This is a genomic window from Micromonospora sp. NPDC003241, from assembly GCF_053589795.1.
Genome location: NZ_JBSFSO010000024.1, coordinates 25,226 through 48,986, shown reverse-complemented (window position 1 = coordinate 48,986; position 23,761 = coordinate 25,226). Strand labels below are relative to the sequence as shown.

Sequence of the window (23,761 nt, the reverse complement as noted above, 5' to 3'; positions counted from 1 at the left end):
GTGGTGGGTCGGCAATCAAGCTCGCGTGGTGGAACAGCATCAAGACTAGGCCGCTGGCGACGGAGGCGCCGAGATAGGGGGCTACGCAGAATGCTAGCGCCGTAGACGAAGTCCCCGTACTCCTTCGCGTTCATCGCGGTCTTCCAGCGGGTGACCGGCCAGACGCCGGGCACCTACCTCACCACCGAGCCCAGTGCGTCATCTACCGAGCGCTCGACACCGTCGCGCTGGTCCGCATGGGACACGACCCAGGCACCCGCGACTACGTCGCCCGTCGCACCAGCGAGGGCCGCACCAAACGCGAGATCAAGCGCAGCCTCAAGCGTTACATCAGCAGAGGGCCTGCTACCGGGGTGCGGCACGTGTGTCGGACGGCACGTCGACGCGGATCTCGGGCCCTGTCGCCGAGGCCGGGCTTGCCGGACGGTTGACGATTCGTCCGGCAAGCCTGGCGGTGGTCGACTCCTGTTCAGGGTGAGACCGTGTGCTGACGGTTCTGGAGTCAGGAACCCGTGCCTGGGCCCTTCGGATCCACCGGCGGGAACGGGACGGGACTGATCGGGACGGGACTGGCCACCGGTGAGGACGGGTCAGGACTGATCGGGGGAATACCGGGGAGGTCCTGCGGTGCGGAGGGGCCAGGGTTGATCGGGGAAGGGCTGGGGAAGTCTGCTGGCGGCTGGTCGGCGGGAGCGGACGGCGGCGTGGCGTCCCGGTTTACCGCCGCCATCGCCAGCGGCGTGCCGATCATGAGGGCGGCGACGACGCCCGCTACTCCCACGGAGACGGTGAGGGTGCGACGTCTGCGTGCCCGAGCGACGGCGGAATCTGCCAGATTCATCGGAACTGCCTCCTTGGCAAGGTCGGTGAGGGTGGATCGGATGAGGTCGTCGATCGGGGTGTTCATCGCTTCAGCTCCAGCACGAGTTCGGCACCGGGTAGTACCTCACGCAGCCGGCTGATCGCCCGGTGGGTTCGGCTGCGGACGGTCCCGATCGAGCAGCCGAGCACCTCGGCCACCTGTTGTTCGGGCAGGTCCTCGTAGTACCGCAGGACCAGCACCGCGCGTTGCGTCACGGGAAGGCGCAGCAGGGCTGCCCGCATGGCCAGTCGTAGGTCGGCGTGGCCGCTGTCGTCCGGGTGCTCCCGTTCGATCGGCGAGCCGACCAGCGTTTCCCGTAGTCGTCCCCGGCGTCGCCACCAGCTGATCCGCTCGCGGTACATCACCGCGCGCACGTACCCCTCGGGGTCCTCGTGCCGGATCGTCGGCCATTTGACGTACGTCTTGGCCAACGCCGACTGCACCAGATCCTCGGCGGCATGCTGGTCACCGGTGAGCAGGTAGGCCGCCCTGATCAGGGCGGCGGTCCGGCTCTGCGCGAACTCGCCGAACCTGGCTCTCGCCTTGTCGTCCAACTGTCGAGCTCCGTCCGTTCACGCCTCATCCACCACCACAGACGCCCGGGACCGCGCCCACTATCCCTGAAAGGGCCGCCATCTCGAGAGCGGCCGATGTCGATGTCGTGCAGCACGAGGATGGCCGTCACCATCGCGGTCACGCGGTGCGGGCAGCAGCGCAGCCTGGTAAGGACATGGAGTGAGTACCGGTCGCAGGCGGGACAGGGCAAGCCGGGGGACAGCCGGCAGGCCTGAACGCGAGGCGCCCAGTGCACTCCCGCCACAACCTGGCCAGCGTGTTGGCGGATCAGAGCCGGTACGACGAGGCGGCCACCGAATTCCAGGCGGTGCTGGCCATTCAGACCGAGGTCCTCGGCCCCGACCACCCCGACACCCTGGGCACCCGCCACGGCCTGGCCGGACTGTTGGCAGCGCAAAGCCGTCACGACGAGGCAGCCGACGAATACCGATGGGTATCGGCTACCCGTGCCGAGGTTCTCGGCCCCGATCACCCGGCCACTCTGCAATCCCGTCACAACCTGGCCAGGATGTTGGCGGACCAGGGTCGGTACGACGAGGCGGCCACCGAACTCCAGGCGGTGCTGGCCACCCAGACCAAGGTCCTCGGTCCCGACCACCCGGACACCACCCAGACACGCAAATCCATGAACCTGCTCGCCAAGCACCAGAAGTAACGACCCACCACCGACGGATGATCAACAGTCCGACGAAGCAAGCCCGCCCTGCGCGTCTTCCTCCGCTGGCGCGCGAGCGGCGAGCATGACACGACCGCGCGTACGCTGCCGTGGTGCAGATCGACTTGGTTGCCCTGATTGTCGACGAGTACGACCCGGCGATCGCGTTCTTCACCGACGTACTCGGCTTCGACCTCGTCGAGGACTCTCCATCGCTGACGAATGGCGGACGCCTCAAGCGGTGGGTCGTCGTCCGGCACCCGGGTGCCCAGACCGGGATTCTGCTCGCTCGCGCCGACGGAGAACACCAGCGTGCCGCTGTCGGTAACCAACTAGCCGGCCGGGTCGGGTTCTTCCTCCGTGCCGACGACTTTGACGCCGCGTACCGGCGGATGACCGAGGCCGGTGTCACCTTCGTCCGGGAACCGCGGACCGAACCCTACGGTCGGGTCGCGGTCTTCCTCGACATAGCCGGCAACCGGTGGGACCTCCTCGGCACGACCTCACGTCACCGCGCTTGCCAGCCAAGCCGCCAAGATCACACATCCTGATCTGCCGCTGGTCGTGCGCGCAGGCGGACGATGAGCCGTCACGCTCGATGTTCGGTACTCCGGGGCGCCGGCATCCTGAACTGCGGAATTGAGTGAGCTCGCACAGTTGCGGAGAGCGGCTGCGTGACGCCGGAAGGTCTTCCTGCCGGCAGGCGCTGTGTGGGGCAGAGAGTGCGCCTCAATTCAGAAGCTTCTCCGTGAGGTCCATCAACCGCTCGGCGTCGTGGGGGTCGAGGGTCGGGAAACTGGGCGAAAGTCGCTTCGTTCGGTCGACGGCGGTCACCGGCGCGGCTGGCGGCGCGTCCAGGAACCGGTGAATCGGCGTTACCGCGTCTGCGACGGGTCGGGCCGCCACCGCCGTCGCCACCGTCAGCAGTCCGCGGACCACCAGCGGGAGCGGGCTACGGTCGCCGCTCTTGGTGAATCCAGGATGGTAGAGCACGTATCGGGCGCGGCTGCCGGACCGCTGGCCGAAGCCCACGCCGAGCAGGTCGTTGGCTCGACCGGCCTGCAGCTGTGCGGCGACGGCCGAGTAGCCCGACGCCAGCTGCGGGTCGGCCCAGTGCACCTCGTCTTTGGTGACCCCGACACCAGCGACGTTCACGATCACCGGCGTGGTAGCCCGGTCCAGGGCCGGACGCAGGCCGAAGCTGAGCAGATATCGACTGAGGTAGTAGAGCGCGAACGTGCGCTCCAGGCCCTCGACTGTCACGATGCGACGCAGCGCCACAGCATTGGCGAACAGCGCCAGCGCGTCCACGACCTCGTACTCGCTAAGGATGTGCTCGATGACCTGCCGCGTTTCGGCCACGCTGGACAGGTCGACGGGAAGGAAGGCGATCGACCCCCCGGCCAGCGCCTCGCCGCGTTCACGGCTGCGGCCGAGCACCAGGACGCGGTCGCCGCGTTCGGCCCGCCCCAGGGCCAACTCACGTCCCATCCCGTTCGTGCCGCCACCGACTACCACGACGCCCATGTCGTCCCCCAGTATCGTTGCTCATTGACGTGCTCATTCTGGGCATCCGGTCGGCGGAGGCGAAAGAAGGCATTTTCATGTCCACAAGTAACATCGGTGTGAGTGCCTCCCTGCGGGACCATCGGCTGCCGATGCCCGTCCGGTCGGCGAATTCGAGCGCTGTCCGGTCACCGACGTGCTGGGGCGGGTAAGCGACAAGTGGACGCTGTTGCTGATCACCCTGCTCGGCCGGCATCCGTACCGGTTCAACGAGTTGCATCGGGCCGTGGAGGGCATCAGCCCGCGGATGCTCACCCGGACGTTACGCACGCTGGAGAGCGACGGCCTGGTTGAGCGTGAAGTGTTTCCGACGTTGCCGCCGAGCGTCGAGTACCGGCTGACACCGCTCGGCGTCAGCCTTCTAGAACCGCTCTCCGCGCTGGCCGACTGGGCGGTCGACCACCACGCCGAGATCGCTGCGGTACGTCAGCGACCCACCTGAGACACCACGCGATGCACCCATCTGCCGCAACTCACGCGTCACGTAGCGTCAGGGTGCTGCCTGTCGCGCGTCGACCGGAACTGCCAAGTTGAGGACGCAGGGCCGTGACACCACGTAGATCGCGGCCTGGCGTGACCGGTAGGTTCCGCGCATGTCTTCCCGTCTGAGTGAGGGTGCATCGGGAGCGATCCGTCGCTTCGCCGGATGGGTCGCGCGTGGCTCGGTCGGCTATCCCATGTTGGAGGGAATCAACTACTGGGACGAGTTGAAGGATTCACCGTCCCAGATGGAGACCTGTTTCGCCATCTTCGCTAACGTCCTCGAACTCGACGAGCACGGAATTCCAATCAACGAAAGGTACGCCGAGCGTCGCGCCGCGACGTGGCTCTACCAGTACTGCACTGGCCAGCTTCCCCCCGGAGAAGTAGACCTTGCCTCGTGGGAGGTCCAGCTCTACTGAGCCCATCCAGCGAGAGCCAGTCGATCAGGTGCCCCGCGACGCCTCAGACGAGCCGGGCCGGGGCACCAGGACCACCACCGCAGTTTCGGATGACCGCCGCGCAGCGTAGCCATCCAGGTTCTGGTCGATCTCACGCCAGCGTGCCCACAGCCGCGACCGTTCGTCGCCCGTCGCCGCACGACCACGCACCGGCCGCGGCCCGTCGACCAGGTCAACGATCGCGTCCGGGTGCGCCTGCAGATTGAGCCAACAGGCCGGCTCAGGCTTCCCCCACCCGTTCATGGCCAGCGAGACCAGATTCCCGTCGTCCTCGAAGTACCCGAGGATCACACTGCGCTGCTGGCCGGTGCGACGCCCGACGGTGGTCAGGCGCAGCATTCCATACCGCTTGCCGCGCGGACGCGACAGTCCGACCCGGCCGCCGGAACCCCGGAACACGCCCCGATGGACCGACCAGAACAGCCGAATGAACCAACGGGGTGGCAACCACGGCTTCTTCGCAGGGCCCAGGTCCGACTCGGTCACTCGCCCATCGTATGAGCCGCTGTCACGCACCAACGGCAGCCAGCGGCAGGCCGGTAGCGCCGAACGCTCTGCCGACAGCCAGCCTGCCCACCCGATCAAGTCAACGTCCGCTCATGCCGCTGATCGATCGTCATCGGTCGCGCGTACCGGCGAGCCTGCGGCGCATGTTTAGGTTCGCGGCGTTCTGGTATACGACAGCTTCCTGCACCTCCGACATGCCCGCAGTCGACGAGGTGCCCGGCGTTCTCGGGTATGTCGACTACGGCAGACAGGACGCTGCGCATAATCGGGAAGGAACCTACATGAATGGCCGACCAAAGATCGTGCTCGTCCATGGGGCGTGGGCCGACGGCTCCAGTTGGAGCGGCGTCATCGAGCGTCTTCAGGCCGACGGCTACCAGGTGACGGCCCCGCAGTTTCCACTGACGTCGGTGGCCGATGACGTCGGCCGGCTACGCCAGGTTCTGCACATGCAGGACGGCCCGACGATCGTGGCCGGACACTCGTACGGCGGCACCATCATGACCGCCCTGGGCACCGACGCGCCGAACGTGGTCGGCCTGGCGTACATATCGGCGTTCGGTCTCGACGAAGGCGAGTCTCTCGCCGCCCTGCAGTCGCAGGGACCGACACCACCGGCGCTGGCGCACCTGGTCACCGACAAGCAGGGCTTTGTGTGGCTGTCGCAGGACGATTTCGTCGGGCACTTCGCCGCTGACGTGGACCCCATCAAGGCCACGGTGATGCACGCAGTGCAGCAGCCCGTCGCCGCTTCCATCTTCTCCGAAGCGATGGGGGTGCCGGCCTGGAAGTCCCTACCATCCTGGTACCTGATCGGCACGCAGGACGAGGCGATCCCCCCGGAGGCACAGCGCATGTTCGCCAGCCGGATGGGCGCGACCAGCATCGAGGTCCCTGCCAGTCATGTCTCGATGGTTTCTCACCCCGACGAAGCGGCGAGGCTCATCAAGACAGCAGCCGAATCCCGGACCACCACACCGGCAAACCGCGTCCGCAGGTGACACAAGCTACCGACAGCGGAACCCCTGCTGGACCTCGAAGGCCATGACGCGAACGACGACCGCGACCGGTCGACACCATCCGGATCTCCCGCAGTGTGCGCGGCACCCGACGGCGTGGGAGTGTGTCGCCGGTGTTCGGCCAGGTGCCCCAGCGCCGGGCCTGTCTCGCCAACGGTGTTTCCGGCGATCTTGGTTAGTAGGTTTCAGCGGTCGGGAAGCGGTCGCTGAAGGTGATGGCGAAGGCGTTCAGGGCGGGTTTCCAGCGGATCGTCCATCGGGTCCTGCCTGTGCCGGTCGGGTCCAGGGACCGGGTCACCAGGTACAAGCATTTCAACGCGGCCTGCTCGTTGGGGAAGTGGCCGCGGGCTTTCACGGCTCGTCGGTAGCGGGCGTTCAACGACTCGATGGCGTTGGTGGAGCAGATGACTGTGCGGATCTCCAGGTCGTAGTCGAGGAACGGGATGAACTCCGCCCACGCGTTGTCCCACAGCCGGATCACCGCCGGATACCGCCCGCCCCACTTCTCCGCCAGGCCGTCGAACGCGGCCCTCGCGGCAGTGGCGTTGACGGCGGTGTAGATCGGTTTGATGTCGTGCTTGAGCGCGTCCCAGTACTTGCGGGAGGTGAGCCGGAACGTGTTACGGATCAGGTGGATGATGCAGGTCTGCACCACGGTCTGCGGCCACACGTTCGTCACCACCTCCGGCAGGCCTTTCAGGCCGTCGCAGACGAGGAAGAACACGTCCTTGACGCCCCGGTTACGTAGGTCGGTGAGCACGCTCATCCAGAACTTCGCACCCTCACCACCGGTGCCGGCCCACAACCCGAGGATGTCCTTCTCCCCGTCGAGGGTGACCCCGATCGCGGCGTAGAACGGCCGGTTCGCGACCTGCCCGTCACGGACCTTGACCACGATCGCGTCGATGAACACCGCCGCGTAGACGGCATCCAGCGGGCGGTGGGACCAGTCGGTCATCTCCTCGATCACCTTGTCCGTGATCCTCGAGATCGTCTCCTTCGACACCGAAGCCCCGTAGATCTCGGCGAAGTGCGCCGAGATCTCCCCCGTCGTCAGACCCTTGGCATACAGCGACAACACGACCTCGTCGACCCCCGACAACCGGCGCTGCCGCTTGCGGACGATCCGGGGCTCGAAGGTGCCCGCCCGGTCCCTCGGCACGTCGATCTGCACCGGCCCCGACGCCTCGGTCAGCACCGTCTTCGGCCGCGTCCCATTGCGGATGTTGCCCGACACCACACCGTCGGACTCGTGTTTGGCATAGCCGAGGTGATCGGTCATCTCCTCGTTCAACGCGGTCTCCAAGACCGTCTTCGTCAACTGCCTGAGCAGCCCGTCCGGACCCGTCAACGACAGGCCCTGTTCCTTCGCGGCCCGGACCAACTCAGCAGCGGCCTTCGCCTCCGCCGACGGCTCAGGCCGCTTCTTGCGCCCGGACTGCTCGTTCAGTGTCGCGGTCATCACGGCACCCTCCTCACCAGGCACAACGCCCGGCAGGTCAGGCCGGAAACACCCTTAGATCCACAGGCCCCCAGCGCCGGATCGTGGTGTCGTTGGAGACGATGGGGTCGATGCCGTCGTTGACCTCCGCGACCGATCACCAGGGGGACGTGTCGGAGGCCGTCGCGGTCGGTCGGCAGGCACGGCGACGGTCGCCGGGAGCGGCCGTGCGGCGCGAGCGTGAGCGGCCGCGACGACGCCGCGCACTTCGGGGAGTTACGGGGTGAAGGCCTTCACTTCGAGGAGGCCGACCGAGGCGGTCCCGTTGGCCTGCATCACGATACGGAGTCGGGTCGTGCTGACCGGGGAGAAGGTGACGGTGTTGTAAGTGTTGGCATTGGTCGGGTATCCGCTGGTGGCGGGCACGTCGGCGTAGGCGCTGCCGGTCCAGTACTGGAGTTTCCAGGAGGTGGGCAGCCGTACGCCGCCGTTGTCGTCGAACAGGTAGATCTGCGCCCGATTCAGCGTGAGCGTGCTCGGCCACGTCAGCTCCGCCCACTGTTGGCCGGTCTCGGGCCAGGTGCCCCAGCGGGGATTGGTGGTGTCGTTGGACGAGGTCGGCTCCATGCCGTCGTTGATGGCGTTCACTGATTCCCACGGGGAGGTGTACGAAGCCGATACGGCCGCCGTGCGGGCCTTGTTGTCACCGGTCGGCGGGGGTGGGGTGGTGCCGTTGATCGGCAGGTCGGCGCTGGGGAAGGCGCTGAACGACGGGTTGATGTCAGGCTCACCGCCGGCGCCGTCACATCGGCGATCCGGGTTGAACAGCAGGTAGGTGCCGGACGAGCAGGCGAACGCCACCTCCGCGTCGCCGCCGACAACGACGTTGCCGGACAGGTTGGCACCGCCCTGGATGAGGGCGTTGTCCTTGACGACCGCGTTGCCGCCGACGGTGCCGCCGTTGACCCAACCAAGGCCTTCGATGCGGGCGTTGCCAGTGACGGTGCCGGCCATCACGGCCGCCTTCGGCCCGACGTACGCGGTGGACGCGACACTGGCGTTGCCGGCCACCCAGCCGCCACCGTTGGAGTGCCAGCGGCCGCCGTTGGTCGCGGCCGGCTTCACGTGGCCTGGTTCGAAGCCGGACGGGGTCGCCCCGGAGACCCGGAACTCGTACGGGAAGCGGCGCGACTTGGTGTAGCCGTCGAGAAAGGCGTAGCGCGGCACCGCGTTCGGCGTGGCGGTGACGACCAGCCACACCTCGTTCTCGCCGGACTGGAGCGGGAAGTCGATCTGCCCGTCGGTGCCGGTCTGCAGCGGGGAGTAGCGCGGTGTACCGTTGCGCACCGCGACCAGGCCGAACGTCCAGCCGGTGGCACCGGTCTCGGCGTGCCCCTTGAGACGGAGCCGGACCATCCCGCCGTCGGTCGACGGCACCAGCTTGATCTTGTTGAAGCCGTAGTCGGACGGAGCCTGCCGGGGGTTCATCCGGTAGTGGCTCTGCCCCTGGTCGACGGCCTCGACGTTGCCGCCGTTGTAGGCGGTGAGGAAGCCGCGCCCGTACACGTTGTTGATGAACGGCATCAGGGTGGACCGATTGCCGAAGTCGTAGGTGACCGTGCGGGTGGCGTACTCGCCGAGGCGGCGGTTCAGCTCGGTATGGGTGATGCCGGCGATCCGGCGGTACGTCTCGAGCGGGTGTTCGGTGTTGCGGGCCTCGTTCCAGATCCGGTTGAACATGGCCAGACCGTCGCGGTCCTTGATGTACTGCAAGAGCATCCAGGCGCCGTAGTGATGCCGGCTGGAGCTGTAGTAGAGGTTCTCCGAGCGAAGCCAGCGGGTGAGATCGCCCGCTGCCGTGGTCGGCAGCGCCTGCATGGCCATGAACTCGGCGCTGGCCTCCCAGAAGGTGCCGGCCCAGGCGGCGGTGAAACCGTACCCGGACCGTCCGAGGAACGTGTAGTTCTGGAAGACGTGGGCGAGCTCGTGGGCCAGTCCCCACGAGCGGGGCAGGGCGGCGCCTGGTGCAACGTTGATCACCCCGACCCGGCCGTCCACCGAGCCGCCGGTGGCCCAGGCGTTCAACTCGGTGCGGTTCCAGGTGTTCGTGATGATCACGATGATCTTGTGTTGGGCGAGGAGCCCCGTCTCCGGCGTGAACTGCATGGTGTTCACGTAGAAGCTGTAGAGGTTCTCCAACTGGGTGATGATGCTCGCCGGGTCGAAGTTGTAGGGCGAGGGCGCCGACGGTGGGTTGGTACCCGACTTCTCACCCCAGAGCAGGATGAAGTTGGTCGACTCTCGGGTGCGGTTGGCAGCCCACGGCACCTCGCCGGTCTGGGTCCACCGGGCAGGGATGTAGACGGTCTTTGCGGCCGCGGCGGCCGGAGTCGCGAGTTGCGGCGTGAGGGATGCGCCGACGAGCAGCGTGATTGCGAGAAGGGCAATCAGCCAGGATCGCCGTGTTTGCGCACGGGGAAGCAGCATTGTGGTGATACCACCTGTCGGAGAGTCGGTGATCCAAGGCGTTTCGACGGTTTCGGTGACCTTCGGATCACGCTTGGCGTAGGCAATCGCGATAGGCCGTCGAGCTGCATAGTCGACTGTCTATGGAGTTACCCTGCACCACGAAAACCATTTCGGCAACATTTCGGAGAGATGACATCGAGAAGTGTCCGGGCCACCACGTCGGGCGGGTACCGCGCCCCACCTATCGCGGCCGGGACCCGCGCCCGGGTTTCCGGCGGGCGGCCGGGGGCGTTGACCGACCCGCGACACCGTTGACGACGACACCTGGGTGAGGATCGCGACACCGTCGATCACCGCCAGAGCTCCCTGGGCGCACCGGCTCTCGCCCCGGGCTTCGAGGGTTCAACGACGCTTGCGGACCGGCCTCAGGACTCGGCTTGTCGGGATGTACGCGGGCGTGACCGGGGTCGCCGACGGTAACGCTCTCGTGCAGGTGGCGGCCGCGGCGCGATGCGACCGATGAGGGTGGTTACTTCGTGCAGGCAGCCCGGGTCAGCGGGAGCGCGCCCCCTCAGGGCGGCGGACGGGCCCGCGCCGAGGCCGAGTCGTCCGGTGTGTTGTCGACACAGCGCCATCCCTTGACGATCACGGGCGCCAGGTCCACAGCCTCCAGAGCACAAGGGGCGTTGGCCTGCTGCGGGTGCTGGCTGCACTTCGGCCGCAGCGCCGTCAAGCGCTGCGCTCGGATCGATGAACCCGAACGCTGGTCGGCGCACCCGTAGTTCCGGCTGGCCGCCCCACTATCTGAGGATCCACGGCCCAGATCTGCCTCCGCTGGGCCCGGCCGAATGCCGGCGGTGCGAGCCTGAGGCGGCTCAAGTAGCGATTGGTCCGGGATCTGCCGGAATTGGCGGTTGCGCCATCGCTCAGCCGGTGGTGAGGCTCGGGGTGGCAGCCCGAGTCCCAGACCGGCAGCGGTGTGGTCCCGGCATGACGTGCGGTAGGTGGGTGCGGGGTGGTGACGGGTGATGCGGGCACCATCGTCGTGGGCTCTCGCGACGCGCCGCAGCCGGACACGGCGATGGTGCTGGCGCGACTGTCTCCGCTATTTGACGGGGGCGGGTCCGCTAGGCTTTCCGATGGATGGGGATATCGATCTTATTCGCTGCCGAGTTCCCGTATTCATGATGGGAACTCGTTGCGGGGGTGCACGCGTGGCGGAGGACGGTCCAGTGGCACCGCAGCCTCGTAACGGGCTCGGGGCGCTAGCTCTGCTTGTGGGTGCGGTCGCTTTGGCGTTTGCCTTCGTACCGGTGATCGGTGAGTTCGTGGCTGCTCCCGCAGCCGTGTCAGCTGTCGTCCTGGGGATGCTCGGGTTAGGCCGCGCGGACAGGGGACAAGCGACCAACGCGGGCCAGGCGTTGACCGGTGGCATCCTGGGGTTGACAGCCGGTTTCATCGTGTTCCTTGTCTTCATCGCCACCGTGGGACCTCACGAATAGCAGCCCCTCGTGCGAGCTCGGCCCGAACCCAGTGGGTGAACGTTCCTGGACACCGCACTAGCTCGGGGTGAGGCGGAGTTGGCCCGGCTGTGCGGTCGCGGTCGACACCTATGGCCGGTCGCCCTGAACTGAAGGAGGGTTTCCGGCGCGGAGGTTCGCCATGTTCGCGATCGTCCCGTTGTCGAACCAGAGGATCTCGGTGTAGATGCCGGTCAGCGGGCGTGAGTCGAAGTAGGCGAAGTGGGTGCCGCCGGTCGAGAAGTCGCCGGCCTGTTCGGCCGGGCCGAAAACGGCGGCCAGATCGGCGGCTGCGGCGTCGAAGTCGTACACCTGGAAACCGAGGTGGTGGAAGCCACCGGCCGGTCGTTCGTCGAGGAACTCGGTGTAGAGGTTGGGATCGCCCTCGGGGCGGGGGCTGATGACTTCGATGTTGACGTCGCCGATGTAGCCCAGGGCCATGTCGACGCGCAGGTCGATTGGCTTACCGCGCAGCGTCGTCGCCAGCAGCGGCGCGTTCTCGAGAATCCAGAACCCGGCGGGCCCGTAGACCTTCTCCAGCTCGGCGCACTTGGCATGCAGGTCGGGCGCGACCACACACCACTGGAAGAAGCCCTGGGCCAGTTGGTTGGTTGCCGGGCGAGCCAGGTCGAACACGGTCAGTTTCTCGATGGTCTCCGGCATCGGGGCCTCCTCGGGGATGGGGTGCTGCGAGTCATGATCGAAGCTAGGCGGGAAGCCGGCGATCGTTCGGTCTGAAGTTGCGGTCATCTGCGGCAGATGTTGAGGTGTGTCATCGAACTGGGTGAGGAATTCCGGCGGCTGACCCGCGTGCACTTCGACAGTCGCGGGGCGGGCTGGCGGTCGCTGGACCTCGAACTCCTGTCGGTCGACGCCGAGGCCGAGCGGGTCGAGCTGCCGGCGATCGGCGCCCAGCTGATCGACCTGCAGACCCACGGAACCCGGCTGGTCTCCAGCCGCCGTAGGAGCGGCTGGGCGACGGGCCTGCTGGGTCCCGGATCGCTGTCCACGACGGCGCCCGGCGCGACCAGCAGCCTGCGCTGGAGTTCACCGACCGGCGACGACCACGTCACCCAGATCCGGCTGCTGATTCCCGCGCCGACCATGACCCGGGTCGCAAGCGAGGCGTTCGGCGACAGCGCCGGCCGGTTCCGTCCGCCGGACGGGTTGGCGTTCGACGACGACGTGCTGCGCGCCCTGCTGACCCGCCTGCACCGGGCCGCCCGGGTCGGGGTTTCCGAACTGTACGCGGCCACGGCCGCCGAATTCATCGCGGTCCACCTGCTGACCAACCACGGCAACGCACCCGCCCCGCCTCGGCCGGCGCGCGACGACGCCCGGGTCGCCCGCGCCGTCGATCTGCTGCATGACCGGCTTGACCGCCCGGTGACCCTGGCCGAACTGGCCGCCGAAGCCGGCCTCAGCCGATTCCACCTGCTGCGACTGTTCCGGCAGCAGACCGGCGAGACTCCGGCCCGGCTCCACCAGCGCCTTCGCCTCGATCTCGCCCGGCGACTGCTGCGCACCACCTCGCTCACTGTCGCGGCGGTCGCGCACCGATGCGGGTTCGCCGACCAGTCGCACTTCGCCAAGGCTTTCCGCCGCCAGGTGGGCGCGTCCCCCACCGGCTACCGGGCGGACGCCCGGCGGCCGAGTGACCGATGATCGGTTCCACGAAGGCAGGAAGGTGACCTGAGCGGAACAGGTCGACACACCGTGTTGCGGCGTTGCCCTCAGCTGTGAGTCATGGGGTTCAGCTACTCGTACGAGCGCCACGAGGAGGTAGCCGTGGACACGGTCTACCACCTGGTCCGTGACGAATTCCAGAACATCACACTTCTCAAGGTCTTGAGGTTCGTCGGTGATCTCGCCATCCCAGGCCTGAGGTGTGCCGCAGTTGTGGCCGCATGCCCCGGTGGCGTGGTCGGCCACCGCGGCTGACCGACAGCAGCACGATCCGCGCCAGATCGAGCCGGTCCTGTGGTATCGGTGCGGATGAGGAGGTCGCCGACTACGACGAATCACTCTGAGATGCGCGTCGATTAGCTGATAACGTCGTCATGTGTAGGCTGAGACAGTGATCGCAAAATCGAACCCTGCTGCCGTGTGACCGTAAATGTAATCGTACGGACATAGGCCGTATTCGCCCTTGTAGGCGTAGCCGTTGAAGAACAGTGCGGAACACTTGAAGCAGTACCGCCATTGGCGTTGTGTCCAAGCCGGCTCGCCGATGTCGTGAGACAGCAGGAACTGCCGAGGAGGGTACGGAGAATAGGGATTCAGGTACTGGTGGCTCCCACCCAGGGGGCATCTCTTCGCAGAGCTGGGTGCCCAGTACAGCGCCGCACACCGGTAACAGTGTCTCCAGTTGGCCTGCACGTTCGCACTCTCACCCACGCCAGGTTGACTGTCGTTGTACGTCAGCCGGAAAGTCCACCCTGCTGCTTGGTGTGGCCCGCCCGTGCGCGGACAGCGGTTCTCATTCACGGTGAGGTCGTAGAGGAAGAGTTCGAAACAGTTGACGCAGAACCTCCACCCATTCAGCGTCCAGCGTGGTTCCGCAGAGGCCGGTGTGGCGGAAAGAACGGATCCGCCTACTGCTGTCGTGAGGCCTGCCGCAAGCCCTCCAGCTAGAAAGGTGCGGCGGGGTAGGCGTCTGATCTTGGGTGCTTCCTGCATGATCCCCCCTGCGTGCAGGAAAGTTCGGCGAGATAAGACATTATCGAAATGTTTTGATCAGTTCAATGGTCGATCTTTGACGTGTCGGTAGTGAGTCAGTCACGGCCCCGGTCGCGACCTCACGCCGCAGGCGATCTATAGGTCCCGGCCCAACCGCAGGCGCGGCCTGCCCATCGCTGAACCGTATGAACCTCTTTTAGACAGTGGCGGTGGGGCTGCCCAGAGGGCGTCAGGTTGCGCTGTCGGTTGCCTGGTTGCTGCCGACCGGTGATTCCGATGACGATGCTGGTGGCGGGGCCGGTCGAGGTCGAGCGGTCAAGGGGACGGGTCGACGACCGTGCCGGAGGACGGTCTCGTTCAGCAGCAGTCCGGGCGGTGATGCTGAGAAGCGCCGGGACCGTCCAACTCCGCGATGGGTCGAGAGATCGCCGCGATATCGGCCGGTGAGGTCTTTGGCCAGCGCGGCGGCGACGCGGTAGGTGGGTCCGAGTACGAGGCCTCGCCGCAACTCTTTGGCGGCCAGCATCAAAGCAAAGGCGACCGAGGTCATCCTCCTAGGACGCTGTGCAGGTGGTGTCTGAGTCTCGAATTGATTGAGCAGCAGGACGGGTGACCATGCATCACCGACCACCGGTGATGAACGCCAGTCCACCCGGGACCGAGTACTGCTCCCGCCGCACTTCGTTACTTGATCAGTCTGGATCGGTGGCGATACCGGCGGGCGCGGGCCGGATGGTGGCGGGATCCCGGGACCCCGCCAGCGGCACCGAGAGCATCCGCCGCCGTTGACTTTGTCGCATGCTATGACGCATCCTGCTGAGACAAGACTTGCGACATTCGGAGGTGGTGGCATGCGCCAGGCAGATGTCCCGGAGGCGAGGCGGTGGCTGGCCCGGCACGGCCTGACCGACGTCGAGCCGAGCCCACTGATCACGACACGGCTGGCGGTCCGCCGGCACGCCAAACTGGCCGACAGTGTCCTGCTGGCCGGGTTCCTCATGTGTGCGGCGGTCACGCATGCTGCGGGGCGGCTCGCCGAACCGGTGTTCTCCTGGCCACCGTTGCTGGCACTGGTGGCGTTGGCCGTCGGGCTGCTGGTGGGGCAGTGGCTGATCGGCTGGTGGGTACGGCGGGTCGACCGGCGGGCCGGCGCCCAGCTTCCCCAGCGGGTGGCCCACCCGGTCGATCTCGGCTGGCCGGCGGTGGTGGGCCGGTCGTACGCCATCTTCACCGCCGCCACCTTCGCCGCCGCGCTGCTGCTGGCGGTGAGCGTACTGCCGATGTCGGACCCCGGCCTGCGGTACGGGGCAATCGTCGTCCTGATCGGCCTCGCCGGGGCCGGCGCCGGGACCGCCCTGCAACTGCGCCAGGTGCTGGCCAGCCCGGCCGTGGCAGAGGACGAGGCGTCACTCACGGCCGACGTCATCATGCGGGTCGAGGACGCCCGTGCCCTCGCCACACCCAGCCTGGTGTGGTCGCTGCCGCCCATCTTCCTGTACGGGGAGTCGCTCGGCTGGTGGAACGCCGCCGCCCTGGCGCTCGTCGTGGCGGGTGTGATCGCGCTCGGCATGATCCAGATGCGCACCGCAGGTGTCGGGACGGCGGCACGGCGGGCCCTGGCCGCCCGATGATCGTCATCGACGCGGGCTCGCCGACGCCGCCGTACGAACAGCTCCGGGCCCAGCTCGCGAGGCAGATCCAGGAACGCTCGCTCGCCGTCGGCACGAGACTGCCGACGATCCGCCGGCTTGCGGCCGACCTTGGCCTCGCCGTGAACACCGTCGGTCGGGCCTACCGGGAACTGGAGGAGGCCGGGCTGATCGAGACCCGTGGCCGGGCCGGCTCGTTCGTCTCCGCCGCCGGCGAGCAGGCCCTGGAGCAGGCGCACCAGGCCGCCCGCGAATACGCGGCCGTGATCTCCAGCGTCGGCATCGACCGTTCCGAGGCGATCCGGATCGTCGAGGCGGCGCTGGGCCGACCTCCGATGCCGTGAGCCACCGCCGCGCGGACTGGGCAGGCACTGGCGAAGCCGGCACGTACCGGCCCGCTGCATTTCAGCGGGACAGGCAATTCGAGATTCCGCGGTGGATGCCGGTCGGGGTCTCTCTTCAGCTCGCGCCCGTTCTGTTGATGGAGCCCGGAACTCGGTGAGCGGGGAGGAGGGTTTCAGGTGATGGTGACGGTGATGCTGTGCCAGCCCGTGGCGCCGTCGGGGTACGGGGTGGTGCGTTGCTCCGGCTGGGTGCTGCCGGTGCTGTCGGATGCGCGGACGCGGATGGTGTGGCTGCCGGGTGTGGCGTTCCAGCGATACGCCCATTGCCGCCACAGGTCTGGTGACGGTCCTGCGGCGAGGCGTGCGGTCTGCCACGGCCCGTCGTCGATCTGCACCTGTACGGCGGTGATGCCGCGACGTTGGGCCCAGGCGACCCCGGCGATCATGACTGGTCCGGCGGGGCGTCGGGCGAAGGGTTTGGGGACGTCGATGCGGGAGGCGGTCTTGACCGGTGCATCGTGTGCCCAGCCGCGTTCGACCCAGTAGGTGTCGAAGGCGTCGAACGTGGTGACGGTCATCGCGGTGAGCCATTTGCAGGCGCCGACGTAGCCGTAGAGGCCGGGGACGAGCATGCGTACCGGGAATCCGTTGTCCAGGGGGAGAGGTTCGCCGTTCATGGCGACGGCGAGCATGGCGTCGCGGCCGTCGAGGATCGCCGCGAGTGGGGTGCCGATGGTCATGCCGTCGACGGACCGGCTGACGAGTTGGTTCTGGCCGGGTCGGATGCCGGCCTCCCGGAGCAGGGGGGCCAGTGGCACTCCGCTCCAGCGGGCGGTACCGATGTAGGGACCACCGACTTCGTTGGAGACACAGTTGAGGGTCAGGTCGCGTTCCATCAGGCCCCGGGCCAGCAGTTCGTCGAAACGCCACGTTCCGGGTCGGTCGACGGCGCCGTCCAGGGTCAACCGCCAGCGGTCGACGTCGACCTGCGGGACCGTGAGGGCCGTGTCGACACGGTAGAAGTCCCGGTTCGCCGTGATGAACGGTGCCACGCCGTCCACCCCGGCGGACGTGTCGGCGGGCAGCGTCGCCGCGGGTTGGACCGGCGCGGGAAGGACGACGGTGGCGCGGGAGCGGCTGCCGGCGGCGTTGCGGGCGGCGAGAGCCGTCCCGGCGGTGGCCGCGCCGGCCGCGGTCGCGGTGGTGCCGGCGGCGGTGGCGAGGAACTGACGGCGATTGAGTAGTCGGGGTCGTCCAGCGGTTGCGGGTGAGCGGGTCGTGGCGGTGCGCAGCAGCACCAGCATCGCGGCGGCGCCGACGGCCGCGCCGCCGAGCGTGGGGAGGGTGTCCAGGGCGGTGGCGGTGGGGCGGGTGAGGATCGCGGTGACGCCGATGCCGGTGAACGCGGCCAGTCCGAGTAGGCCGTAGCGGCGCCGGTGGAATGCCGCCACCCCGATCGCGGCCGCCGCGGCGGTCAGCACGGTGTAGACACCGGTCAGGAGAACGAGTTTGTCGGCGGTGCCGAAGGTGCGGATCGCCCACGCCTTGACGGGTTGGGGTGCGGCGTCGATGGCGGTGGCGCCGACGGCCAGCACCGGGTCGGAGGCCGGGCCGAGGAACGCGGCGGCCAGCCGGGCGACGCCCAGTGCGACGGCGGCGGTCAGCACGCCGACCAGGACGGCGCGTGGACGCCACCGGTGCGGTGTGGGGCGTGGCCCCGGCCGGCGGTCTGCCGGCCGGGGCCCGGTCGGTGTGGACATCGTCAGCTCGTGGGCATCAGGACGGTGTCGACGATGTACACGGTGGCGTTGGCGGTGGAGACGTTGCCGCAGACCACCATCGAGGTGTCGTTGACGGTGAACGACGTGCCGCTGCCGGTCACCGTGATCTCGTCGCCCTGCAGGGTCTCGTGTGTGCCGGCGAGGGTGTCCGGGGACAGTTGGCCTTCCACCACGTGGTAGGTCAGCACATCCTTCAGGGTGGCGTCGTCGGCGAGGACCTTGTCCAGGTCGGCCTTGGGGATCTTGCCGAACGCGTCGTTGGTCGGTGCGAACACCGTGATGCCCTGCGCGCTGTTGAGCGAGTCGACCAGGTTGGCCTTGTCCACGGCGGTCACCAGCGTCGACAGCAGAGGGTTGCCCGAGGCGGCGGTCGCGACCGGCACCTTGGCCATGGCCTCGAAGCTGCCCGGGTTCGCCGTGTCGGTGGGCACGGCGGCGCAGCCGGGACCGAACTGCGCCGCAGCCGTGGACGGCGACGCCATGGGGGCACCTGCCGACATGCTTGGGGCGGTGCCGGTGTCGGCGGTGTCGGTACTGCTGTCGCCGTTACCGCAGGCGGACAGGGCAAGAACGGCGATCGCGCCGGCGGCGACGAACGTGCGCCGAGACATGTGAGCTCCCTACATCCGGGTTGGTGGTGCGTTCACCGGTGCTTCGGAGCCCGACGTCGAGCGGATGGCCGCCGAACGCGAATTTCTTTCTGCCGGCTCGTCCACGGTGTCTCAGGCCAGTGCCGCCCCGATCACCGCAGCGCCACCTGGACGATGACGTCAGTCGGTGACGGCGAACCGGACGCGGGCTCGTTGGACACACCGAACACCGCCACGTCGGTCAGCGGGCCGACGAGGGCGGTCGTGGCCGTGCTTCCGGCGGGAAGCAGGCCGACCGGACGCGGTGCTCCGGCCGACGGGATCAGCCACAGTTGATAGGCCCGGCCGACACCCGGATCGGGTAGCTCCCGCAGCACGGCAACTGCCTGGTCTCGCTGCGCGGACGCCACCACGGTGGCGCTGCCGCCGCCGTCGATGGCCTCCTGGTGGATACGCGCGTCGCCGGCAGCGACCACCTCGGCGATCTGGCGGGTACGGTCGTCGACCGGCTGCTCCTGCCGATCGCGGTCGTCGACGACCGCCCAGGTGATGACGCTCGCGCCGGTCGCTGCGACGGCGGCAATCGAGGCGGCGGCGACCCACTGCCGCCATCGGGGCGTCGAGGCGGTGCGGCGGCTCTCGACGGCGGTGACGCGTTCCTGCGGAGTCCGGGCCACCTGCGCCAGGGTCCGCTCTCGGAGTCCTGCGGGCAGCGCCGTGCCGTCGGGTGTGTCGTCGGCGAGTCGGGCGGCGGTTTCCCGCAGTTCGGCCACCTCCAGACGGCAGGTGTCGCATGCGGTGAGGTGCCGCTCGAACGCGGCCCGTTCCACCTCGTCGACGGCATCGAGGGCGTAGGCGCCGGCGAGGGTGTGAATGTCGCTGCTCATGCCTGCTCTCCCATCGTGACGCCGAGGCAGTCGCGCATCCGGATCAGTCCGTCCCGCATGCGTGTCTTCACGGTGGGTAGTGGGGTGTCCAGTTGTTCGGCGACCTGTCGGTAGGTGTAGCCGCCGTAGTAGGCCAGCGTCACCGCCTCGCGCTGCAGGTCGGTCAACCTCCCCAGGCACCGGCGGACCTGCTCCCGATCCAGCCGGGCGCTGACCGCCTCGGCCACCTGGTCGTGTGGCACGTCCACGTCCGTCGCCGCGACGCGTTGCGTCCGGTCGGCCAGCGCCTGTTCCGAACGGACCCGGTCCACCGCACGCCGGTGCGCCAGCGTCAGCACCCAGGCCAGGCCGGAACCACGATCGGCGTCGAAGCGGGCCGCGGTACGCCACACCTGCACCATGACCTCCTGGGCGACCTCCTCGGCGAGTTGCGGATCGCGCAGGATGCGCCGGGCCAGGCCGAGCACCTTGCCCACCACCGCGTCGAACAAGCTGGCGAAGGCCGCCTCGTCGCCTCGGCCGACCTGTCGCAGCAGGTCTTCCACGGTCGGGGCTCGTGGCGGAGTCACCGACACCGGTCGCCATCGCCGAACCCGTTCCGGGCCGGATTCCGCCATCGTCTGTCCCCTCTCCGTGCACGCATACCGCTCCCGTGGTGTTCGAGGCGGCACGCCCGGTCGGATGGGTCGCCACCACCTGCCGCACCGCTGGTGTCGGCAGGGTCACTATCCGCCACATCTTTCCTGATGGAGTCGACGTGACCTCGACACCCATCCGGCTAGCTGTCGGCTACGAAGACCTCTCGTGATGGAGGATGCGCAGCTTATCGGGCGGTACCGGCTGATCCGATGCATCAGCCAGGGTGTCGCGGGCCGGTTGTGGCTGGCCCGGGACGAGTTGTTGGACCGCGACGTCGCAGTCAAGGAGGTGCTGTTCCGTGTCGGTCTGACCGAGCGGGAGGGCGCGGAGCTGCGGGAGCGGACCCTGCGGGAGGCGCAGGCGGCGGCCCAGTTGGTGCACCCGAACGTGGTGTGGGTCTACGACGTGATCACAGTCGAGGACCGGCCGTGGATCGTGATGCAGCACGTTCCCTCGCGATCCCTGCATCGGGTGCTCACCGACGACGGGCCACTGCCGGTCGACGCGGTGGCGCGGATCGGGATCGAGTTGGTGGGGGCGCTGGGCGCCGCGCATCGGGCGGGGGTGCTGCACCGCGACGTCACCCCCCGCAACGTGCTCATCGCCACCGACGGGCGGGCAGTGCTGGGAGGCTTCGGGTCCGCGGTGATCGAGGGCGTGGCGGCGGTCAGCCAGTCGTGGGGCATTACCACCTCACCGCAGTACGTGGCACCGGAGCGGGTCCGCGACGGCGTCTCCTCGCCGGGGGCGGACCTGTGGGCGCTCGGGGCGACCCTGTACGCCGCCGTGGAGGGCCGCCCGCCCTACAACCGACCCGGGCTGGTGCAGACGCTGATGGCGCTGGCCACCGATCCACCGGACCGGATGCAGCACGCCGGCCCGCTTGCGCGGATCATCGAGGGACTACTCGAACGAGACGTACGCCAGCGGATGGGTGCCGCCGAGGTGACCCGCAGGCTGCGGAAGATCACCGGGCCGGTGACGGCGCCGTCGTACCCGCACGCGAGACACGTCGCACCCGCCGACGCACCCGGCCCCCAGCCGGGACTGCCGGACACCGCCCACGACGCGACCCGCACACTGCCCACCACCTGGCCGGACGACCGTACCCGGCTGCCCGCCCCAAGGTCCGGCGACACGACGCAGGTGCTACCCGACAGCGGCACTCCGGCCGACCGGAACACACAGCCGGCGCGGCTGCGGGCACTCGCCACGGCCGACGGCCGGACGGGCCTGCGCAGCGCGCTGACCCTCGTGGTCGCGGTGGCCGCCCTGGCAGCGGGTGGCGGCCTGGCCGTGGTCGGTGCCCAGCGCACCCTCGACGGCCTCCACAGTGCCGTCACCGGAACCGGCGGCGGCACACCCGCCGGCGACGGCGGGCAGGCTCCGGTCGGCGCCTCGGCGAGCACGATACCCGCGGCAGCGTGTCTGGCCCCTGCTCAGGAACCACCTCGCGTGGTGTCCGAGGATGCGTCCGCACGCGACGACCGTTCCGTGCCGCCGGACTGGTCGTGGCACACCGACGAGGAGGGCTTCGGCATCGCGGTACCACCGGGATGGCTCCGCTTCACCGACGGTGACGTCGTCTGCCTCCAGGATCCACACCAGGATCGACTACTGGCCGTGGATCTCACGGTGCAGCGACGGACGATCCCGAGCGACCACTGGAGCGCCGAGGCCGACCGCCTGACCGAGGCCGGCGCGCTGCCCGGCTACCTGAAGATCAGCATCGGGCCGCTGATCCGGCCCGGCGGCGCCGCCGAGTGGGAATACACCTGGGACGGACCGGACGGCGAACGGCGGCACGCCCGTCGACTGCTGGTCAACGGCACCAGCCCGGGGAAGGCGTACGCACTGACCTGGGTGACCCCAGACGCCACCTGGACCGACAGCGAATCCGTCTACCGCGTCTTGTCCGGCAGCTTCCGCCGTCCCGCGTGAACGCCTTCTGCGGGATCGGACCCATCCGACCCATCCGCCGCATCGAATGCCCCACGACGACGACACACGGCGCTGTGTCTGGGACCAGCTGATAGGAGATCTGCCGTGAGACTGACCCGTAGCCTGCTCGCCCTGCCCGCGGTGGCACTGATCCTCGCCTTCCCCGGGACGGCGTATGCCGACGAAAGCGTCCAGGTGAAGCTGCTGGACCTCAACGAAACCGGCGCCACCGGCACCGCCACGCTGACCGCCACCAGCGGCGGCGACCTGAAGGTGCAGATCAGATCGCAGGGCATGACACCGAACTCGCCACACGCGCAGCACATCCACGGCGCGGCCAACGGCATGGACTTCCACTGCCCCGACAAGTCCGCCGACGCCGACGGCAACGGATACGTCAGCACCGAGGAGGGCCTGAAGATGTACGGCGACATCTTCATCTCCCTCACCACCACCGGAGACACGACCAAGGCCAGCGGCCTGGCCGTGGACCGCATGCCCACCGCCGACGCCGACGGCAACCTGACCTACGAACGCACCATCCCGGCGGCGGAACTGCCCGCCGGCACCATCGAGCACCTCAAGGACCTGCACATCGTGCAGCACGGCATCGACGCCAACGGCAACGGCACGTACGACATGGAAGCCCTCGGCGAATCGACCTTCGCCAAATCGGTCGGAGTCAACGGCATCCCGGCCGAAGCCACCGACCCGGCAACCTGCGGCATGGTCAGCGGCGCCGCCGCCGGTTCCGTCCCCGCCGGCGGTGTCGCCACCGGCGACGGCAGCACCGGCATCAGCTCCGGAGCCCTCAGCCTGTATGCGATCGGCGGTCTGGCGCTGCTCGGTGTGGCCGGCCTGGCCGTGACGCGTCGCCGCCTGGCGCGACAGAACTGACCGGAACGCACGATGACCATCACACGGCTCGCACCGCGTGGCGGTGACCGCCGGAGGCGTACGCTCCCGGCGGTCACCGCCATCCTCACCGCGATAGCCACCATCAGTGCCGGGGCATGCTCGTCCGGCGAGGTACCCACCGGCGCACCGCCACCCCAGGCCGACGCCCCCGCCTCATCCGGCGGTCAGCGCGACGAACTCACCACAGGCCCGCTGATGCCCAGCTCACCACCGACCCGGGTGTCCATCCCGTCGCTGAAGGTCAGCGCCCCGACGGTGCCGCTCGGCCTGCAACCCGACGGCACCATGCAGGTGCCCGACACCGCCACCGACGTCGGCTGGTACACCAAAGCTCCCACACCCGGCGCCCTCGGGCCCGCAATCCTCGCCGGCCACGTCAACTGGAAGGGCCACGACGGAAGCTTCCACGACCTCACCGCACTCGCGCCCGGCGCCACCATCACCGTCGACCGCGAAGACGGCAGCCGGGCCACGTTCACCGTCACCAGAACCGAACGGCACCCCAAGGACATTTTCCCCACCGAAGCCGTCTACGGCCCCGTGGACCACGCCGCCCTGCGGCTGATCACCTGCGGCGGCCCATTCGACACCGCACGCGACAGCTACCGCGACAACGTCATCGTCTACGCCACACTGACACACGCCCAGCCCGCATAGCCACGCCAACCAGCCGATGACCCGCAGCCACGCTCTACCGGCTTTCCGTGGCCGCCCTGCGGGGGTACCCGGCTGTGGAACATCCCGCTGACCGGAACCTACGGCCGGCTGCGCACCGTG

General features: G+C 68.5%; 22 protein-coding genes and 2 pseudogenes. 13 read left to right on the top strand and 11 right to left on the bottom strand.

All coding sequences use genetic code 11. The annotated features are described in order from the left end of the window. Nucleotides 1–215: 215 nt before the first annotated feature. A pseudogene (locus tag ACWDVW_RS19610) lies at nucleotides 216–431 on the top strand (hypothetical protein); the annotation flags it as partial. 472 nt (nucleotides 432–903) lie between these two features. On the opposite strand, the gene ACWDVW_RS19605 reads toward ACWDVW_RS19610, so the two are convergent. Together ACWDVW_RS19605 and ACWDVW_RS19600 are read right to left on the bottom strand one after the other, a co-directional pair. Next, nucleotides 904–1,416 (bottom strand): SigE family RNA polymerase sigma factor, encoded by a 513-nt coding sequence (locus ACWDVW_RS19605; RefSeq protein ID WP_449950782.1) that lies wholly within the window; start codon nucleotides 1,414–1,416, stop codon nucleotides 904–906. A gap of 89 nt (nucleotides 1,417–1,505) precedes the next feature. Continuing rightward, nucleotides 1,506–1,592 (bottom strand): annotated as a pseudogene (locus tag ACWDVW_RS19600) (IS5/IS1182 family transposase); the annotation flags it as partial. 75 nt (nucleotides 1,593–1,667) lie between these two features. On the opposite strand from ACWDVW_RS19600, the gene ACWDVW_RS19595 reads away from it, so the two are divergent. Beyond that, nucleotides 1,668–2,093, top strand: coding sequence for a tetratricopeptide repeat protein (locus ACWDVW_RS19595; RefSeq protein WP_449950779.1), 426 nt, complete (start codon nucleotides 1,668–1,670; stop codon nucleotides 2,091–2,093). Between the two features lie 110 nt (nucleotides 2,094–2,203). Then, entirely contained in the window at nucleotides 2,204–2,644 is a 441-nt protein-coding gene (locus ACWDVW_RS19590) for a VOC family protein (protein ID WP_449950777.1), read from the top strand. 178 nt (nucleotides 2,645–2,822) lie between these two features. On the opposite strand, the gene ACWDVW_RS19585 is transcribed toward ACWDVW_RS19590, so the two are convergent. Beyond that, on the bottom strand, nucleotides 2,823–3,620 hold the full coding sequence (locus tag ACWDVW_RS19585; RefSeq protein WP_449950774.1) for an SDR family NAD(P)-dependent oxidoreductase: 798 nt from the start codon (nucleotides 3,618–3,620) through the stop codon (nucleotides 2,823–2,825). A gap of 175 nt (nucleotides 3,621–3,795) precedes the next feature. On the opposite strand from ACWDVW_RS19585, the gene ACWDVW_RS19580 reads away from it, so the two are divergent. Then, nucleotides 3,796–4,101 (top strand): winged helix-turn-helix transcriptional regulator, encoded by a 306-nt coding sequence (locus ACWDVW_RS19580; RefSeq protein WP_449950771.1) that lies wholly within the window; start codon nucleotides 3,796–3,798, stop codon nucleotides 4,099–4,101. Nucleotides 4,102–4,252: 151 nt separating this feature from the next. Continuing rightward, nucleotides 4,253–4,561 carry a DUF7677 family protein gene (locus ACWDVW_RS19575; protein ID WP_449950768.1) on the top strand — a complete coding sequence of 103 codons (309 nt, stop codon included), beginning with the start codon at nucleotides 4,253–4,255 and terminating at the stop codon, nucleotides 4,559–4,561. 24 nt (nucleotides 4,562–4,585) lie between these two features. Here ACWDVW_RS19575 and ACWDVW_RS19570 read toward each other — a convergent pair whose 3' ends face one another. Then, a complete protein-coding gene (locus tag ACWDVW_RS19570; protein ID WP_449950765.1) occupies nucleotides 4,586–5,086 on the bottom strand; it encodes a nitroreductase/quinone reductase family protein in 501 nt (166 codons plus the stop codon). Nucleotides 5,087–5,199: 113 nt separating this feature from the next. On the opposite strand from ACWDVW_RS19570, the gene ACWDVW_RS19565 reads away from it, so the two are divergent. Further along, nucleotides 5,200–6,108, top strand: coding sequence for an alpha/beta fold hydrolase (locus tag ACWDVW_RS19565; protein WP_449950762.1), 909 nt, complete (start codon nucleotides 5,200–5,202; stop codon nucleotides 6,106–6,108). 193 nt (nucleotides 6,109–6,301) lie between these two features. Here ACWDVW_RS19565 and ACWDVW_RS19560 read toward each other — a convergent pair whose 3' ends face one another. The 3 genes from ACWDVW_RS19560 to ACWDVW_RS19550 form a co-directional block, all read right to left on the bottom strand. Continuing rightward, nucleotides 6,302–7,588, bottom strand: coding sequence for an IS256 family transposase (locus tag ACWDVW_RS19560; protein WP_449950759.1), 1,287 nt, complete (start codon nucleotides 7,586–7,588; stop codon nucleotides 6,302–6,304). 255 nt (nucleotides 7,589–7,843) lie between these two features. Then, nucleotides 7,844–10,054, bottom strand: a complete 2,211-nt coding sequence (locus tag ACWDVW_RS19555; protein WP_449950756.1) for a DUF6055 domain-containing protein — start codon at nucleotides 10,052–10,054, stop codon at nucleotides 7,844–7,846. A gap of 1,592 nt (nucleotides 10,055–11,646) precedes the next feature. Continuing rightward, nucleotides 11,647–12,219 (bottom strand): VOC family protein, encoded by a 573-nt coding sequence (locus ACWDVW_RS19550; protein ID WP_449950753.1) that lies wholly within the window; start codon nucleotides 12,217–12,219, stop codon nucleotides 11,647–11,649. A gap of 96 nt (nucleotides 12,220–12,315) precedes the next feature. Between ACWDVW_RS19550 and ACWDVW_RS19545 the strand changes: the two genes are divergently transcribed. From ACWDVW_RS19545 to ACWDVW_RS19530, 4 genes are all read left to right on the top strand, one after another. Continuing rightward, entirely contained in the window at nucleotides 12,316–13,221 is a 906-nt protein-coding gene (locus ACWDVW_RS19545; protein ID WP_449950750.1) for a helix-turn-helix domain-containing protein, read from the top strand. Between the two features lie 81 nt (nucleotides 13,222–13,302). Beyond that, nucleotides 13,303–13,497, top strand: a complete 195-nt coding sequence (locus ACWDVW_RS19540; RefSeq protein ID WP_449950747.1) for a hypothetical protein — start codon at nucleotides 13,303–13,305, stop codon at nucleotides 13,495–13,497. Between the two features lie 1,589 nt (nucleotides 13,498–15,086). Further along, a complete protein-coding gene (locus ACWDVW_RS19535) occupies nucleotides 15,087–15,866 on the top strand; it encodes a hypothetical protein (protein WP_449950744.1) in 780 nt (259 codons plus the stop codon). Then, on the top strand, nucleotides 15,863–16,228 hold the full coding sequence (locus ACWDVW_RS19530) for a GntR family transcriptional regulator (protein WP_449950741.1): 366 nt from the start codon (nucleotides 15,863–15,865) through the stop codon (nucleotides 16,226–16,228). The genes ACWDVW_RS19535 and ACWDVW_RS19530 overlap by 4 nt, the downstream gene beginning before the upstream one ends. A gap of 173 nt (nucleotides 16,229–16,401) precedes the next feature. Here the strand turns inward: ACWDVW_RS19530 and ACWDVW_RS19525 are convergent, their stop codons facing one another. The 4 genes from ACWDVW_RS19525 to sigK all read right to left on the bottom strand — a co-directional run bounded on the left by ACWDVW_RS19525 (nucleotide 16,402) and on the right by sigK (nucleotide 20,103). After that, nucleotides 16,402–17,988: a molybdopterin-dependent oxidoreductase gene (locus ACWDVW_RS19525; RefSeq protein ID WP_449950738.1), complete on the bottom strand. Its 1,587-nt coding sequence runs from the start codon at nucleotides 17,986–17,988 to the stop codon at nucleotides 16,402–16,404. Nucleotides 17,989–17,990: 2 nt separating this feature from the next. Beyond that, complete coding sequence (locus ACWDVW_RS19520) at nucleotides 17,991–18,620, bottom strand: fasciclin domain-containing protein (RefSeq protein WP_449950735.1); 630 nt, start codon at nucleotides 18,618–18,620, stop codon at nucleotides 17,991–17,993. A gap of 131 nt (nucleotides 18,621–18,751) precedes the next feature. Beyond that, the gene (locus tag ACWDVW_RS19515) at nucleotides 18,752–19,486 is read right to left on the bottom strand and encodes an anti-sigma factor (protein WP_449950732.1); all 735 of its coding nucleotides are present in this window, start codon (nucleotides 19,484–19,486) and stop codon (nucleotides 18,752–18,754) included. Beyond that, complete coding sequence (gene sigK, locus ACWDVW_RS19510) at nucleotides 19,483–20,103, bottom strand: ECF RNA polymerase sigma factor SigK (protein ID WP_449950729.1); 621 nt, start codon at nucleotides 20,101–20,103, stop codon at nucleotides 19,483–19,485. Before sigK ends, ACWDVW_RS19515 begins: the two co-directional genes overlap by 4 nt. 190 nt (nucleotides 20,104–20,293) lie before the next feature. Here sigK and ACWDVW_RS19505 point away from each other — a divergent pair, with 190 nt between their 5' ends. The 3 genes from ACWDVW_RS19505 (at nucleotide 20,294) to ACWDVW_RS19495 (ending at nucleotide 23,641) form a co-directional block, all read left to right on the top strand. Continuing rightward, a complete protein-coding gene (locus ACWDVW_RS19505) occupies nucleotides 20,294–22,066 on the top strand; it encodes a serine/threonine-protein kinase (RefSeq protein WP_449950726.1) in 1,773 nt (590 codons plus the stop codon). 105 nt (nucleotides 22,067–22,171) lie between these two features. After that, on the top strand, nucleotides 22,172–22,963 hold the full coding sequence (locus tag ACWDVW_RS19500; RefSeq protein WP_449950723.1) for a hypothetical protein: 792 nt from the start codon (nucleotides 22,172–22,174) through the stop codon (nucleotides 22,961–22,963). Nucleotides 22,964–22,975: 12 nt separating this feature from the next. Continuing rightward, nucleotides 22,976–23,641, top strand: coding sequence for a class F sortase (locus ACWDVW_RS19495; protein WP_449950720.1), 666 nt, complete (start codon nucleotides 22,976–22,978; stop codon nucleotides 23,639–23,641). The last annotated feature ends 120 nt before the right edge of the window (nucleotides 23,642–23,761 follow it).